Here is a 14,099-nt window from a genome sequence, read left to right as displayed (position 1 = left end):
ATCCAGCTTGCGCCGAGCGGCTGCGGCGCAAGCGATGTGGGCCAAGCCGGCTAGGAACCGGTAGCCAGCCGCATCAGCGCCGCGCGGCGATGACCTGGCTCAGGCTGTCCGGCGTGCCGTCCACCCGCACCAGGTGCGGGTACTGCAGGCCGTCGTGGTAGTTCACCTCCACGCTGCGCACGCCGCCCTGGAACTTCAGCGTCAGCACGATCGGCGCGGTGCCGCCCTTGGCCTCGGCGATGGCCTGCTTGAGTACCTCGCGCGTGTAGTCCTGGCCGTTGACCGCCAGCAGCGTGGCGCCGGTGCTGACGCCCGCCTTGAACGCGGGGCCGTCCCACACCGCGTCGTTGATGCTGGCGTCGTCGTTCATCACCAGGCCGATCGACCAGGCGAAGTTGTAGCGGTGGCGCGCCGACTGGTGGCGGCTGTCGTACTGCTTCTCGAACGCGCTCGGCTGGTCGGTATAGACCAGCTTCCAGCCGCTGGCCTGCAGCCCTTCCAGCAGCGGCGGGTTCACTCCATTCACGCGCGGTGCGAGGTAGCCGGCCCAGTCGAACGCGGCCACGCCATCGAGCGCGGCCACCACGTCGTCGAAGCTGTAGGTCCTGACCGTGTGGCTGCCATCGTCCACGCCGAAGAAGGCCTTGGCGAAATCGTCCAGCGACTTGCGGCCGTGGCTGAGCGCGCGCAGCTTCGCATCCACCGCCAGCCACAGCATCTGCCCGCCGCTGTAGTAGTCCTCGCTCATCTGCCAGCTGCGGTACGGCAGCGGCGCGCGATGCGCGGCGGTGGGATCGTTGGTGGTGTCCTCCAGCGAGCGCCACTGGAAGCCCTCGCGGTTGCGGTCGTAGTTGGCCGCGGTCATCGCCAGCGCATCGCGGAACTGTTCCGGCGTCCACATCCCGGCGCGCGCGGTGAGCACATAGCCCCAATACTGGGTCTGCCCCTCGTAGACCCACAGCAGCGAATCGCCCATCGGCACGTTGAAGGTGGGCGTCCACAGATCGGCCGGACGCCGGAACTTGCCGTTCCACGAATGCGTGTACTCGTGCGCCAGCAGATCGCGGTCGGGCGCGTTGTCGGCCCAGGCGCTGAAGTAGTCCGCCTCCAGCCCGTTCTCGCTGGACTGGTGGTGTTCCAGGCCGTTGCCGCCCAGCACGTCGGACAGCGAGAACAGGAAATCGTAGTGGTCGTAGTGGTGCGAGCCGAACAGCTTCAGCGCCTGCACGGCAAGATTACGGTGCGCCTGCAGCTGGGCGGGCGTGATCTCCAGCGACGCCGGCGTATCGGCAACGACGTCCAGATGCACCGGCGCGCTGCCCGGCGGGGTGAGATCCACGCGCTTGAAGTAGCGGCCGGCGTAGATCGGCGAATCGACCAGGGTTTCGAAATCGACCGGCTTGAACGTGGTGGTGGCGCCGGACTGCGTGGCGGTCTCCAGCGCCGTGCCGAACTGCCAGCCTGCGGGCAGGGTCACGCTGGGCACCACGGTGATGCCGTGCGTGTAGTGGCCGGCCGGATACAAGGCCAGCTTGTTCCATTCCAGCTGCAGCATCCTGTCGGTCATCTCGAAGCCGTCGTCACGCGGCGACAGGTACTGAAAGCTGGCCTCGATCGCGGACACGCCCTGCGGCACGTCCACGTGGAAGCTGTAGACATCGAAGGTGTCGCGGCGCCACGCCAGCGGCGCGCCGTTGGCGGTGAGCGTCAGCCCGGCCAGCATCGCCACCGGCCCGCTTGGCGAATGGTCGCCGGGGATCCACTGCGGATACTGCAGCGTCAGCCGCCCGGCCGCGACCGGAATCGTCTCGCGCACCCGGTAGATGCCCTGGCGCATGTCGCCGGCATCCACCTGCAGCGCGATGCTGCCGGGATACGGCGTGTCCTGCGGCGGCGGCACGTCGGGCGTGCGCACGGTTTGCGCGCCGGCATTACCCGCCAGCGACAAGGAGACGCTCAGGGCCAGCGCCAGGCGTGCGCGACGGGGGACGAGACGGGTGGCAGCGGGCATGGCGGGGCTCCGGGTCTGGATTGGGTGACGTCAAGCGCGCGACAGTAGCACCGGTGGGGACGCCCAGTGCGGCAGATGGATCGGTCCATCGTGGCGGCGTGCGATGGTGGTCGGTGCGATGATGCGCGCTCCCCAATGCCTGGGAGGGCAGGATGCGTAGCGAGAAAGACAAGATGCTGGCCGGCGAGCCGTACCGGCCCGGCGATGCGCAGTTGCAGGCCGATCAGGCCGCGGCCAAGGCGTGGATGGTGCGCTACAACGCGGCGCTGGCCGAACCCCCGGCGACGCGGCGCGCGTTGCTGGCCGAGCGGTTGGGCGCGGTCGGGCGCGGGGCGGTGGTGCGGCCGCCGTTCCATTGCGACTACGGCTACAACGTCTTCCTCGGCGAGGACGTGTTCCTCAACTTCAATTGCGTGATCCTGGACGTGTGCAAGGTCAGCATCGGCGATGGCACCCAGATCGGGCCGGCGGTGCAGCTGTATGCGGCCGACCATCCGCGCGATGCGGCGCAGCGTGCGGCCGGGCTGGAATTCGGCCGGCCGCTGACGATCGGCCGCAATGTGTGGATCGGCGGCGGGGCGATCGTGCTACCCGGGGTGACGATCGGCGACGATGCGGTGATCGGCGCAGGCAGCGTGGTCACCCACGACGTGCCTGCCGGTGCGCGCGTGGCCGGCAATCCGGCGCGCGCGCTGGCGTCGCGATCGCCCGGAAATTGATCCCGGTCAAGGCGCGGCGTCCGCGCCGGGTGTCCAATGCTGCCCATGCCGCTGTGAGCGGCGTTACCGGAGCACGCATATGTACCAGCGCATTCTGATTGCGATCGATGGTTCCGAGTTGTCCGCCAAGGGGCTGCAGCAGGGCCTGGCGCTGGCCGCCAGGCTCGGTGCGGAAGTGGATGTGGTCACCGTGTCCGAGCCCTGGGCGATGGGCATGTACGACGCGATGGGCTGGAGCGTGGGCTACGAGGCCACGCCCGAATACCGGCAGGACCGCGAAGACGGCGCGCAGAAGATCCTGGCGCCGGCGCTGGCCGCCGCCGAGGCCACCGGGGTGATCGCGCACGGCTGCCATGTGCTCGATCGCTATCCGGCGGAGGGCATCATCGATATCGCCATGGCGCACCGCTGCGATCTGATCGTGATGACCTCGCACGGCCGCCGCGGCATGAGCCGGGTGCTGCTCGGCAGCCAGACCGCCGAGGTGCTGGCGCGCAGCCAGGTGCCGGTGCTGGTGATTCGTTGAGGTTGGACACCTGCCGGCGGCGGTGCTTCCTGTAGGAGCGGCTTCAGCCGCGACAGGATCTTGCCGGGAACGGTCGCGCGGGGAAGGCTTCTGTCGCGGCTGAAGCCGCTCCTACAGGGAACGCGGCGGCGGCTATTGCGCCGTCGCCGGCTCCGTTGGCGCGTACACCGGCGCATCGTCCACCATCGAGGTGCGGCACAGTTCGCGGATGATCCGCCACATCGGGATGTAGGGGCCGCGACGCTCTTCTCTGGGCTGGCACGGCGCCGCGCGGCACGCCTTGCGCCATTGCGCCGGCGACATGCCGAAGCGGGCCTGGAACGCGCGCTGGAACTGCCGTTCCGAGGCGAAGCCCATTTCGTACAACAACCAGGTCAGGCTGCACTGCGGGTGCAACTGCAGGTAGCGGTGCGCAGTGCGCAGGCGCTGCTCGCGGATGTAGCTGGCCACGCCGCCGCGCGCCTGGAACAGCCGGTACAAGGTGGCGCGCGACAGCGGGAACGCGGCCAGCAGCATGTCGCCGCCCAAGTCCGGTTCGCCGATGTTCTCCTCGATGTAGGCCAGCAGGTCGATCAACAACGGTTCGCCGGCGTCGGCGAGGTGCGCGCGCGCTTGCATGCGCGCCGGTACGGTGATGCGACGGATCGTGGTCATCTGCGGCGGTCGCGGCCCACCCCTGGGCCTGTCATCGGTACAACCGGAAGAAGCAGGGCGAAACCATCACCGTCGTCACACTTTGTGCACGAGCGTAGACGCGGCCTTCGCTGAGACGAAATGTCGGGTGGTCCTCCGGGGGCGTTCCTAGACTCGCCGCATCGCTGAAAAGCGCCGTGCAGAAGGATGCGCCGAGGGGATCGGCGCGACGCATGGCATGCGATGCCCGGTGTGCGGCGATCTGCCCGCGCGCCGACGGCGCAAGGGGAACGTGGAGGCGGAACGGCGGCGAGCGCGCGATGGGGGAGCGCCGCCGGCGTTTCGCGTCGGCGTCCCGGGGATCAACCGGCGGCAGGTGCGCGGCCGGCCTGCACGGCATTGCCGGCGGGCCGGGTCGAAAAGCTCAATCGGAGACAAGGCAATGGCAAACAGTCAGAAGTTCATCGCGCGCAATCGGGCGCCACGGGTACAGATCGAGTACGACGTGGAAGTCTACGGCGCGCAAAAGAAGGTGCAGATCCCGTTCGTGATGGGAGTGATGTCGGACCTGTCCGGCGCCAATGCCGGCGAGCTGCCGTCGCTGGAAGAACGCAAGGCGCTTGAGATCGACGTGGACAACTTCGACAGCCGCCTGCAGTCGATGCGCCCGCGCGCCACCTTCAAGGTGCCCAACACGCTCACCGGCGAAGGCGAGCTGGCGGTGGACATCACCTTCGAGAGCATGGACGACTTCTCGCCGGCGGCGGTGGCGCGCAAGGTCGAGCCGCTGGCCAAGCTGCTGGAGGCGCGCACCCAGCTCGCCAACCTGGACACCTACATGGACGGCAAGGCCGGCGCCGAGAACCTGATCGCGCAGGCGCTGCGCGATCCGGCCCTGCTGCAGTCGCTGGTCTCGGCGGCCAAGCCCGCCGATCCGAAGGAGGGCTGAGCCATGGCGAGCGAACAACTGGCCGAAGCCGGCAGCGGCACCCAGGTTCTGGAAGCGGGCGATTTCGCCGCGCTGCTGAACCGCGAATTCAAGCCCAAGAGCGAACGCGCCAAGGAAGAAGTGGAGTCGGCGGTGCGCACCCTGGCCGAACAGGTGCTCAGCCGCAGCGACGTGGTCAGCGAGGACGTGTCGCAGACGATCAAGGCCTACATCGCCGAGATCGACCGCAAGCTCAGCGAACAGCTCAACCACATCCTGCACCACGCCGACATGCAGCAGCTGGAAGGTGCCTGGCGCGGCCTGCACTACCTGGTCAGCAACACCGAGAGCGACCAGCAGCTGAAGATCCGCGTGCTCAACATCTCCAAGAAGGAGTTGGGCAAGGTGCTCAAGCGCTACAAGGGCACTGCCTGGGACCAGAGCCCGATCTTCAAGAAGGTCTACGAGCAGGAATACGGCCAGCTCGGCGGCGAGCCGTATGGCTGCCTGGTCGGCGACTACTACTTCGACAACAGCCCGCCCGACGTGGAGCTGCTCAACGGCATCGCCCAGGTCGCCGCCGCCGCGCACGCGCCGTTCATTTCCGCGGCCGCGCCCAAGCTGATGGGCATGGACAACTGGAACGAGCTGTCCAATCCGCGCGACCTGGCCAAGATCTTCTCCACGCCGGACTACGCCGCATGGCGTTCGCTGCGCGAGTCGGAGGATTCCAAGTACATCGGCCTGGCGATGCCGCGCACGCTGTCGCGGCTGCCGTACGGGGCGACCACCAATCCGGTGGAGGAATTCGATTTCGAGGAAGAGACCACCGGCGCCGATTCGGCCAAGTACACCTGGCAGAACGCGGCCTATGCGATGGCGGTGAACATCAACCGTTCGTTCAAGCAGTACGGCTGGTGTTCGCGGATCCGCGGCATCGAGTCCGGCGGCGCGGTCGAGGGCCTGCCCACGCACACCTTCCCCACCGACGACGGCGGCGTGGACATGAAGTGCCCGACCGAGGTGGCGATCACCGACCGCCGCTCGGCCGAACTGGACAAGATGGGGCTGATGCCGCTGGTGCATCGCAAGAACTCGGATATGGCCGCCTTCATCAGCGCACAGTCGCTGAACAAGCCCGACGAGTACGACGATCCGGACGCCACCGCCAACGCCGCACTGGGCGCGCGCCTGCCATACATGTTTGCCTGCTGCCGCTTCGCGCACTACCTGAAGTGCATCGTGCGCGACAAGATCGGCTCGTTCAGCGATCGCGAGCAGATGCAGGCGTGGCTGACCCGCTGGATCACCCAGTACATCGATGGGGATCCGTCCAACTCCAGCGAAGACACCAAGGCGCGCAAGCCGCTGGCCGCGGCCGAGGTGGTGGTGGAGGAAGTGGAGGGCGCGCCCGGCTACTACACCTCCAAGTTCTTCCTGAAACCGCATTACCAGCTGGAAGGGCTGACCGTGTCGCTGCGACTGGTGTCGCGGCTGCCGTCGGCGGCCAAGGCCTGACCCGGCGCCATCGTGCCACGGCGTCGGCGCGCAGACGATGCGCGCCGTACACCGATCCATCGTTGTCCGTTTTTCACTAGAGGAGCAGTTCCATGGCGTTCGACATGCATATCAAGTTCGGCAGCGGCAAGGTCAAGATCGAAGGCGCGTCCAACCACAAGAAGCACAAGGGCGAGGTGCCGATCCTGGCCTGGTCGTGGGGCGCGAGCAATTCCGGCGACCTGCATACCGGTGGCGGTTCGGCCAGCGGCGGCAAGGCGCACATCCAGGACATCTCCATCACCAAGTACGTCGATGGCTGCTCCAACGCATTGCTCGATGCGGTGTGCACCGGCGCGCGTGTGGACACGGCGTGGCTGTACGTGACCAACGCCACCGGCGAACAGAGCGACTTCCTGACCATCGAGTTGAGCGAAGGCGTGCTGATCACTTCGCTGTCCACCGGCGGCTCGGGTGGCGAGGATCGCCTGACCGAGAACGTGACCCTGCACTTCGGCAAGTTCAAGTACAGCTTCCAGCCGCAGGACGACAAGGGCATCGCGCAGGGCGGGGCGAAGGAATTCACCTACGACATCCAGGGCGTGGCCAAGGCCTGACCGCGGCGGCGGCTGCGGCCGCCTCGCACCCCGGCGCCGTCGTTGCGACGGCGCCGCACATTCCCTTCGTGCGGACAGGCCATGGACACCACTCCCGAACTGCTGCTGCGTCACGGGCGTCCGGACGAAGCGCTGAAACTGCTGACCCAACGCGTGCGCCAGCATCCGGCCGACGCGCGTCAGCGTGTGTTCCTGTTCCAGCTATTGGCGGTGCTCGGCCAATGGGACCGCGCCCGCGACCAGCTCACCGCCTGTCGCGAACTCGATGCCGAAAACGCCGCGCTCGCCGCCACCTATACGATCACCGTGCAGGCCGAGCGCCAGCGCGCGGCGGTGTTCGCCGGGCAGGCCTTGCCGACCGTGCTCGGCGCGCCCGAACCGTGGCTGGCGCTGCTGTTGCAGGCGCTGCGGCTGTCGGCCGAAGGCGCCAGCGCGCAGGCCGCCGAGCTGCGTGCGCAGGCATTCGAGCAGGCCCCGGCCAGCGCCGGCGAGCTCGACGACACGCGCTTCGCGTGGATCGCCGACGCCGATCCGCGCTTCGGTCCGTGCCTGGAACTCGTAGTCAACGGCGGCTACGCCTGGGTGCCGTTCGCGCAGATACAGGCATTGCGGTTCGAAGCGCCGGCCGACCTGCGCGACATGCTATGGGCGCCGGTGGCGGTGACCTGGCGCAATGGCGGCGAGGCGTTCGGCTTCGTGCCGGTGCGCTACCCCGGCACCGAGCGCAGCGACGACGGCCAGCTGCTGCTGGCGCGGCGCACCGACTGGAGCGGCAGCGACGGCGACGTCGGCCTGGGCCAACGCCTGTGGGCCACTGATGCCGGCGAGCACGCGCTGCTGGACGTGCGCCAAATCCTGTTCGATCCGACCTGAGCTGAGCCGCTGCGATGGCCGAACTCACCACCCAGGAACGCCTGCAGCCTTCGCTGCTGGACCGGCTCAGCGACGACGAACCGCTGCGCCAGGAGGAGAGCCGCGACAAGCGGGTGATCTCCGCCGCGCGCCTGCGCGAGTGCGTGATGCGCGACCTGTCGTGGTTGCTGAACTGCGTCAACCTGGCTACCGACCAACCGCTGGACGCGTATCCGGAGGTGCGCCGCTCGGTGCTGAATTTCGGCATCCCCGACCTGGCCGGCGTGGCCATGTCCGGCATCGACGCGGCGGCACTGCAGCTGCACCTGCGCGAGGCGATCCTGGCGTTCGAGCCGCGGCTGATCGCCGACACCCTGCGCGTCACCGTGCAGGCCGACGCGCGGCGCATGGACCGGCGCTCGCTGGTGTTCTTCATCGAATCGGAGATGTGGGCGCAGCCGCTGCCGCTGAACCTGTACCTGAAGACCGAGCTGGACCTGGAGACCGGACGCCTGGACGTCAGCGAGGGCTACGCCTGATGGACCCGCGCCTGCTCGGCTACTACAACCGCGAACTGCAGCACGTGCGCGAGATGGGCGGCGAGTTCGCGCGCGAGTTCCCGAAGATCGCCGGACGCCTGGGCCTGGAAGGCTTCGAATGCGCCGATCCTTACGTGGAGCGCCTGCTGGAAGGCTTCGCGTTCATGGCCGCACGCGTTCAGCTCAAGCTCGACGCGCAGTATCCGGTGTTCACCCAGCACCTGTTGCAGATGGTGTACCCGCACTATCTGACGCCGATGCCGTCGATGGCGGTGGTGCAGCTGCAGCCGGAATTGAAGGAAAGCGCGCTGGCCGCGGGCTACACCGTGCCGCGCCACACCGCGCTGCGCAGCCTGGTCGCCGGCGGCGAGCGCACCGCCTGCGAATACCGCACCGCGCAAGCGCTCACGCTGTGGCCGCTGGCGCTGCGCGAAGCCAAGTACCTGGACACGCCGGCGGCGATCGCCGCGGCCGGCATCGGCCTGCCACCGGCGCAGGCCGCGGCCAAACCGGTGCGCGCCGCATTGCGCCTGCGTTTCGAAACGCTGGCCGGGGTGCAGGCGAATATGCTGGCGCTGGACGCGCTGCCGCTGTTCCTGGCCGGCGCCGACGAACTGCCCACGCGCCTGTACGAACAGCTGCTCGGCCACGCCGCCGGCTTCGTGGTACGCGGCCAGGATGCGGCCGGCGCGAGCGTGGAACTGCAGCGCGGCCGCAGCGAATTGCGCGCGCGCGGTTTCGCCGACGACGAGGCGCTGGTGCCGTACGACGGCCGCGCGTTCAGCGGCTATCGCCTGCTGCAGGAATACTTCGCCTGCCCGCAGCGCTTCCTGTTCGCCGAACTGGGCGGGCTGCGCGCGGCGCTGCGCCGGCTGCACGGCACCGGTTTCGAGATCGTGGTGCTGCTGGAGCGCAGCGTGCCCAGCCTGGCGCAGGCGGTGAGCGCGGACAACTTCCGGCTGTTCTGCACGCCGGCGATCAACCTGTTCCCGCGCCGCGCCGACCGCCTGCACCTGGCGCCGGGCAAGACCGAATACCACGTGCTCGCCGACCGCACCCGGCCGATGGATTTCGAGATCCACAGCCTGGGCGAGGTAGAAGGCTTCGGCGACCGCCAGGAACCGGAGCAGCGCTTCCTGCCGTTCTACGGTGGCGACGCGCACACCTGGCACGCGCGCCACGGCGCGTTCTACACCATGCGCCGCGAACCGCGCCTGCTGTCGGCGCGGCAGCGGCGCCAGGGCGCGCGCTCCAGCTATGTCGGCAGCGAGGTCTACGTGAGCCTGGTCGATGCCGACGACGGCGCCTACGCCACCTCCTTGCGCCAGCTCGGCCTGCAGCTGCTGTGCAGCAACCGCGACCTGCCGCTGCACATGCCGGTGGGCAAGGGCGCGACCGATTTCACCATGGACGCCGGCGCGCCGGTGCACAGCGTGCGCTGCGTGGCCGGACCGACCAAGCCGCGCCCGGCGCTGAGCGACGGCGAGACCGCGTGGCGCCTGCTCAGCCACCTGCAGTTGAATTATCTGTCGCTGTTCGAAGACGGCCAGGACGGCGCCGCCGCGTTGCGCGAGATGCTCACGCTGTACTGCGATCCGTTCGACGCCGCCGCGCTGCGCCAGATCGAAGGCATCAAGCAGGTGCGCGCGCAGCCGATCGTGCGCCGCATTCCCGCGCCGGGGCCGATCAGCTTCGGCCGTGGCCTGGAAATCACCCTCACCTGCGAGGACAGCGCCTTCGAAGGCAGCGGCGCGTTCCTGCTCGGCGCGGTGCTGCAGCACTTCTTCGCCCGCTACGTGTCGGTCAACTCGTTCACCGAGACCGTGCTGCGCACCAGCGAGCGCAACGAGATCGCACGCTGGCCGGCGCAGCTCGGCAAACGGCAGCTGCTGTGAGCGCCACCGATCTGGCCGCCCTGGAGCAGGCGCTGCGCGAGCGGCCGCAGGACTTCGAGTTCTTCGCCGCGCTGCGCGCGCTGGAACGCGCGCATCCGCAGCAGCCGCGGCTGGGCCGTTCCACGCGCCCGTCCGACGACCCGGTGCGGCTGCGGCATACGCCGTCGCTGGCGTTCGCGCCGCGTTCGATCGACCGCTACGTGGCCGCCGCCGGCACCCAGCCGGGCAAGCTGTACGGGCTGTTCCTGGGCCTGTTCGGGCCGAACGCGCCGCTGCCGCTGCACCTGACCGAATACGCGATCGAGCGCCAGGCGCAGGCCAAGGATCCGACCCTGGCTGCGTTCGCCGACCTGTTCCATCACCGCATGCTGAGCCTGTTCTACCGCGCCTGGGCCGACGCGCAGCCGACCGTGCATGCCGACCGCCCGCACGAGGACCGTTTCCGCGGCTACCTGGACGCGCTGGCCGGTATCGCCTCGCCGCACCTGCGCGGGCGCGACGCGCTGCCCGACGATGCGCGCCGCCATTTCGCCGGGCGCCTGCTGCCGGTGGCGCGCAATGCCGAAGGCCTGCGCGGCCTGCTCGAACAGCTGTTCGCGGTGCCGGTGCAGGTGCTCGAGTTCGTCGCCGAATGGATGCGCCTGCCGGACGATGCGCGGTTGCGGCTGGGTGCCTCGCCCGAGGTCGCCACGCTCGGCCACAGCACCGTGCTCGGCGCGCATGCGCGCGGTGCGCAGCAGCGTTTCCGGCTGCGCCTGGGGCCGCTGTCGCGCAGCGCCTTCCAACGCTTCCTGCCCGGCGGCGAGGCCTTGCGCCAGCTGGCTGCGGCGGTCCGCAGCTACGTCGGCGACGAAAAAGGCTGGGATCTGCAGCTGCTGCTGCAGTCCGACGAGGTGCCGGCGACCACGCTGGCGCGCGGCGGGCGCCTGGGCCTGGACACCTGGCTCGGCCAGCGCAGCTGGGACATCGCCGACGCCGACGACGTGGTGCTGCGGCCGTCCGGCTGAGCACGTCTTTTCTCTTTCTCTTTCCGCATTCGCACAAGGAATCACCGCCATGGCCGAAATCAGTCGCAGCGCCCTGTTCGGCAAGCTCAACAAGCTCGCCTATCGCGGCATCGAAAGCGCCACCGTGTTCTGCAAGTTGCGCGGCAACCCGTACGTGGAACTGGTGCACTGGCTGCACCAGATCCTGCAGCTGCAGGACTCGGACCTGCACCGCATCGTCAAGCGCTTCGAGCTCAACCCGTCGAACCTGGCGCGCGACGTGACCGAGGCGCTGGACCGGCTGCCGCGCGGTTCCAGCGGCGTCACCGACCTGTCCGGCACGGTCGAGGAAGCGGTCGAGCGCGGCTGGGTGTACGCCTCGCTCAGCTTCGGCGAAGCGCAGGTGCGCACCGGTTATCTGATCGTCGGCGTGCTCAGCGTGCGCACGCTGCGCAATGCGTTGCTCGGCATCTCCAAGGAGTTCGAGAAGATCAAGCCGGAGGCGCTGAGCGAGCGCTTCGCCGAGATCGTCGCCGGCTCGCCGGAAGACGGCCAGTTGCCCAGCGACGGCTTCCAGCTCGGCCAGGCCGGAGCGCCGGGCGAAGCCAGCGGCGCGATCGCGCCGGCGGCGCTGGGCAAGCAGGAAGCGCTGAAGAAATTCACCACCGACCTGACCGCGCAGGCGCGCGACGGCAAGCTCGACCCGATCATCGGCCGCGACGACGAGATCCGCCAGGTGGTGGATATCCTGATGCGGCGCCGCCAGAACAACCCGATCCTGGTCGGCGAGGCCGGCGTCGGCAAGACCGCGGTGGTCGAGGGCCTGGCCCAGCGCATCGCCCGCGGCGACGTGCCGCCGGCGCTGAAGGACGTGGAACTGCGCACGCTGGACGTGGGCCTGCTGCAGGCCGGCGCCAGCATGAAGGGCGAGTTCGAGCAGCGCCTGCGCGCGGTGATCGACGAAGTGCAGGCCAGCGCCAAGCCGATCATCCTGTTCGTCGACGAGACCCATACCCTGGTCGGTGCCGGCGGCGCCGCGGGCACGGGCGATGCGGCCAACCTGCTCAAGCCGGCGCTGGCGCGCGGCACCCTGCGCACGGTCGGCGCCACCACCTGGGCGGAGTACAAGAAATACATCGAGAAGGACCCGGCGCTGACCCGCCGCTTCCAGGCGGTGCAGGTGGACGAGCCGGACGAGGTCAAGGCGGTGCTGATGATGCGCGGCGTGGCCAGCACCATGGAGCAGCACCACAAGGTGCAGATCCTGGACGAGGCGCTGGAGGCGGCGGTCAAGCTCAGCCACCGCTACATCCCGGCGCGGCAGCTGCCGGACAAGTCGGTGAGCCTGCTCGACACCGCCTGCGCGCGCGTGGCGGTGAGCCTGCACGCCACCCCGGCCGACGTGGACGACAGCCGCCGCCGCATCGAATCGCTGCAGACCGAACGCGGCATCATCGAACGCGAGCGCGCGATCGGCATTCTGGTGGACGAGCGCGATCTCGCCTGCCGCGCCTTGCTCGACGCCGAGCAGCTGCGCCTGGCCGATCTGGAGCAGCGCTGGAGCGCAGAGAAGGCGCTGGTCGACGAACTGCTGGCGCTGCGCGCGCAGCTACGCGCCGGCATCGCCCCGATCGAAGGCACCGGCAGCCCGCTGGAAGCGGCGGCACAGACGCTGGCGCAGCAGGAGCCTGCGCAACAGATGCAGGAGATACCGGCGCAGATGCCTTCGGGCAACGAACGCGACGCGCTGCTGGCGCGGCTGCGCCAGGTGCAGGCGGAACTGGGCGCGCTGCAGGGCGAAAATCCCCTGATCCTGCCCACCGTCGACTACCAGGCGGTGGCCGCGGTGGTCGCCGACTGGACCGGCATCCCGGTCGGGCGCATGGCGCGCAACGAGATCGACACCGTGCTGCGCCTGCCGCAACTGCTGGCCAAGCGCGTGATCGGCCAGGACCACGCCATGGAGATGATCGCCAAGCGCATCCAGACCACCCGCGCCGGCCTGGACAACCCGCACAAGCCGATCGGCGTGTTCATGCTCGCCGGCACCTCCGGCGTCGGCAAGACCGAGACCGCGTTGGCGCTGGCCGAAGCGCTGTACGGCGGCGAGCAAAACCTGATCACCATCAACATGAGCGAGTACCAGGAAGCGCACACCGTGTCCTCGCTGAAGGGCGCGCCTCCCGGCTACGTCGGCTACGGCGAAGGCGGCGTGCTGACCGAGGCGGTGCGGCGCAAGCCGTACTCGGTGGTGCTGCTGGACGAAGTGGAGAAGGCGCACCCGGACGTGCACGAACTGTTCTTCCAGGTGTTCGACAAGGGCGTGATGGAAGACGGTGAAGGCCGCCGCATCGATTTCCGCAACACCTTGATCATCCTCACCACCAATGCCGGCACCGAACTGATCGCCAGCCTGTGCAAGGACCCGGAACTGATGCCGGATCCGGACGGCATGGCCAAGGCCCTGCGCGAGCCGCTGCTGAAGATCTTCCCGCCGGCGCTGCTCGGCCGCCTGGTCACCATTCCGTACTACCCGCTGAGCGACGCGATGCTGGGCGAGATCGTCAAGTTGCAGTTGAACCGGATCAAAAAGCGCGTGGAAGCCCGCTACAAGATTCCGTTCGACTACGACGAAGACGTGGTCAAGCTGGTGGTCGGCCGCTGCACCGAGAGCGAATCGGGCGGTCGCATGATCGATGCGATCTTGACCAATTCGATGCTGCCGGAGATTTCGCGCGAGTTCCTCGGTCGGATGATCGAAGGCCAGCCAGTCACCGGCGTGAAGCTGGGCACGACGGGCGGCGATTTTTCCTATCGCTTCGCCTGAAGTCGGATCAATCGAAGTGCGAGCAATTCAGTGCGGTCGAGCGCGGCATTGCGCCGTAGCGGATAGTGT

Annotated in this window: 11 protein-coding genes and 1 pseudogene; 10 read left to right on the top strand and 2 right to left on the bottom strand. The window is 68.8% G+C overall.

Annotated features, from left to right (window positions below; translation table 11 throughout):
- Positions 1-73: 73 nt before the first annotated feature.
- Positions 74-2,011 (bottom strand): M61 family metallopeptidase, encoded by a 1,938-nt coding sequence (locus tag HEP73_RS21580; protein WP_185821503.1) that lies wholly within the window; start codon positions 2,009-2,011, stop codon positions 74-76.
- 152 nt (positions 2,012-2,163) lie between these two features.
- On the opposite strand from HEP73_RS21580, the gene HEP73_RS21575 reads away from it, so the two are divergent.
- On the top strand, positions 2,164-2,730 hold the full coding sequence (locus HEP73_RS21575) for a maltose acetyltransferase domain-containing protein (RefSeq protein WP_185821502.1): 567 nt from the start codon (positions 2,164-2,166) through the stop codon (positions 2,728-2,730).
- Positions 2,731-2,809: 79 nt separating this feature from the next.
- Positions 2,810-3,256, top strand: coding sequence for a universal stress protein (locus HEP73_RS21570; RefSeq protein ID WP_185821501.1), 447 nt, complete (start codon positions 2,810-2,812; stop codon positions 3,254-3,256).
- A gap of 198 nt (positions 3,257-3,454) precedes the next feature.
- Here the strand turns inward: HEP73_RS21570 and HEP73_RS21565 are convergent.
- A pseudogene (locus HEP73_RS21565) lies at positions 3,455-3,945 on the bottom strand (helix-turn-helix transcriptional regulator); the annotation flags it as partial.
- A gap of 386 nt (positions 3,946-4,331) precedes the next feature.
- Here HEP73_RS21565 and tssB point away from each other — a divergent pair.
- The 8 genes from tssB (at position 4,332) to tssH (ending at position 14,030) form a co-directional block, all read left to right on the top strand.
- Positions 4,332-4,838, top strand: a complete 507-nt coding sequence (gene tssB / locus HEP73_RS21560; RefSeq protein WP_145704028.1) for a type VI secretion system contractile sheath small subunit — start codon at positions 4,332-4,334, stop codon at positions 4,836-4,838.
- Positions 4,839-4,841: 3 nt separating this feature from the next.
- On the top strand, positions 4,842-6,335 hold the full coding sequence (gene tssC, locus HEP73_RS21555; protein ID WP_185821500.1) for a type VI secretion system contractile sheath large subunit: 1,494 nt from the start codon (positions 4,842-4,844) through the stop codon (positions 6,333-6,335).
- 92 nt (positions 6,336-6,427) lie between these two features.
- On the top strand, positions 6,428-6,931 hold the full coding sequence (locus HEP73_RS21550; RefSeq protein ID WP_185814493.1) for an Hcp family type VI secretion system effector: 504 nt from the start codon (positions 6,428-6,430) through the stop codon (positions 6,929-6,931).
- Between the two features lie 81 nt (positions 6,932-7,012).
- Positions 7,013-7,804: a type VI secretion system accessory protein TagJ gene (locus HEP73_RS21545; protein WP_185821499.1), complete on the top strand. Its 792-nt coding sequence runs from the start codon at positions 7,013-7,015 to the stop codon at positions 7,802-7,804.
- A gap of 14 nt (positions 7,805-7,818) precedes the next feature.
- Complete coding sequence (gene tssE / locus HEP73_RS21540) at positions 7,819-8,322, top strand: type VI secretion system baseplate subunit TssE (RefSeq protein ID WP_185821498.1); 504 nt, start codon at positions 7,819-7,821, stop codon at positions 8,320-8,322.
- Positions 8,322-10,217, top strand: coding sequence for a type VI secretion system baseplate subunit TssF (gene tssF / locus HEP73_RS22720; RefSeq protein WP_255423597.1), 1,896 nt, complete (start codon positions 8,322-8,324; stop codon positions 10,215-10,217). Before tssE ends, tssF begins: the two co-directional genes overlap by 1 nt.
- The gene (tssG, locus tag HEP73_RS22715) at positions 10,181-11,224 is read left to right on the top strand and encodes a type VI secretion system baseplate subunit TssG (protein WP_255423819.1); all 1,044 of its coding nucleotides are present in this window, start codon (positions 10,181-10,183) and stop codon (positions 11,222-11,224) included. Before tssF ends, tssG begins: the two co-directional genes overlap by 37 nt.
- Positions 11,225-11,273: 49 nt before the next feature.
- Positions 11,274-14,030: a type VI secretion system ATPase TssH gene (gene tssH / locus HEP73_RS21530; protein ID WP_185821497.1), complete on the top strand. Its 2,757-nt coding sequence runs from the start codon at positions 11,274-11,276 to the stop codon at positions 14,028-14,030.
- The last annotated feature ends 69 nt before the right edge of the window (positions 14,031-14,099 follow it).

This window comes from Xanthomonas sp. GW (genome assembly GCF_014236815.1).
Taxonomy (GTDB): Bacteria; Pseudomonadota; Gammaproteobacteria; order Xanthomonadales; family Xanthomonadaceae; genus Xanthomonas_A.
Note: the sequence above shows the minus strand (reverse complement) of the source record. Positions and strands in the feature narration are given on the sequence as shown.

Bases quoted from the DNA above. Each gene is read 5' to 3' on its own strand.
- tssH (WP_185821497.1), top strand. From the start codon at position 11,274: ATGGCCGAAATCAGTCGCAGCGCCCTGTTCGGCAAGCTCAACAAGCTC.
- tssB (WP_145704028.1), top strand. From the start codon at position 4,332: ATGGCAAACAGTCAGAAGTTCATCGCGCGCAATCGGGCGCCACGGGTA.
- HEP73_RS21580 (WP_185821503.1), bottom strand. From the start codon at position 2,011: ATGCCCGCTGCCACCCGTCTCGTCCCCCGTCGCGCACGCCTGGCGCTG.
- HEP73_RS21545 (WP_185821499.1), top strand. From the start codon at position 7,013: ATGGACACCACTCCCGAACTGCTGCTGCGTCACGGGCGTCCGGACGAA.
- tssC (WP_185821500.1), top strand. From the start codon at position 4,842: ATGGCGAGCGAACAACTGGCCGAAGCCGGCAGCGGCACCCAGGTTCTG.
- tssE (WP_185821498.1), top strand. From the start codon at position 7,819: ATGGCCGAACTCACCACCCAGGAACGCCTGCAGCCTTCGCTGCTGGAC.
- tssF (WP_255423597.1), top strand. From the start codon at position 8,322: ATGGACCCGCGCCTGCTCGGCTACTACAACCGCGAACTGCAGCACGTG.
- HEP73_RS21575 (WP_185821502.1), top strand. From the start codon at position 2,164: ATGCGTAGCGAGAAAGACAAGATGCTGGCCGGCGAGCCGTACCGGCCC.
- HEP73_RS21550 (WP_185814493.1), top strand. From the start codon at position 6,428: ATGGCGTTCGACATGCATATCAAGTTCGGCAGCGGCAAGGTCAAGATC.
- HEP73_RS21570 (WP_185821501.1), top strand. From the start codon at position 2,810: ATGTACCAGCGCATTCTGATTGCGATCGATGGTTCCGAGTTGTCCGCC.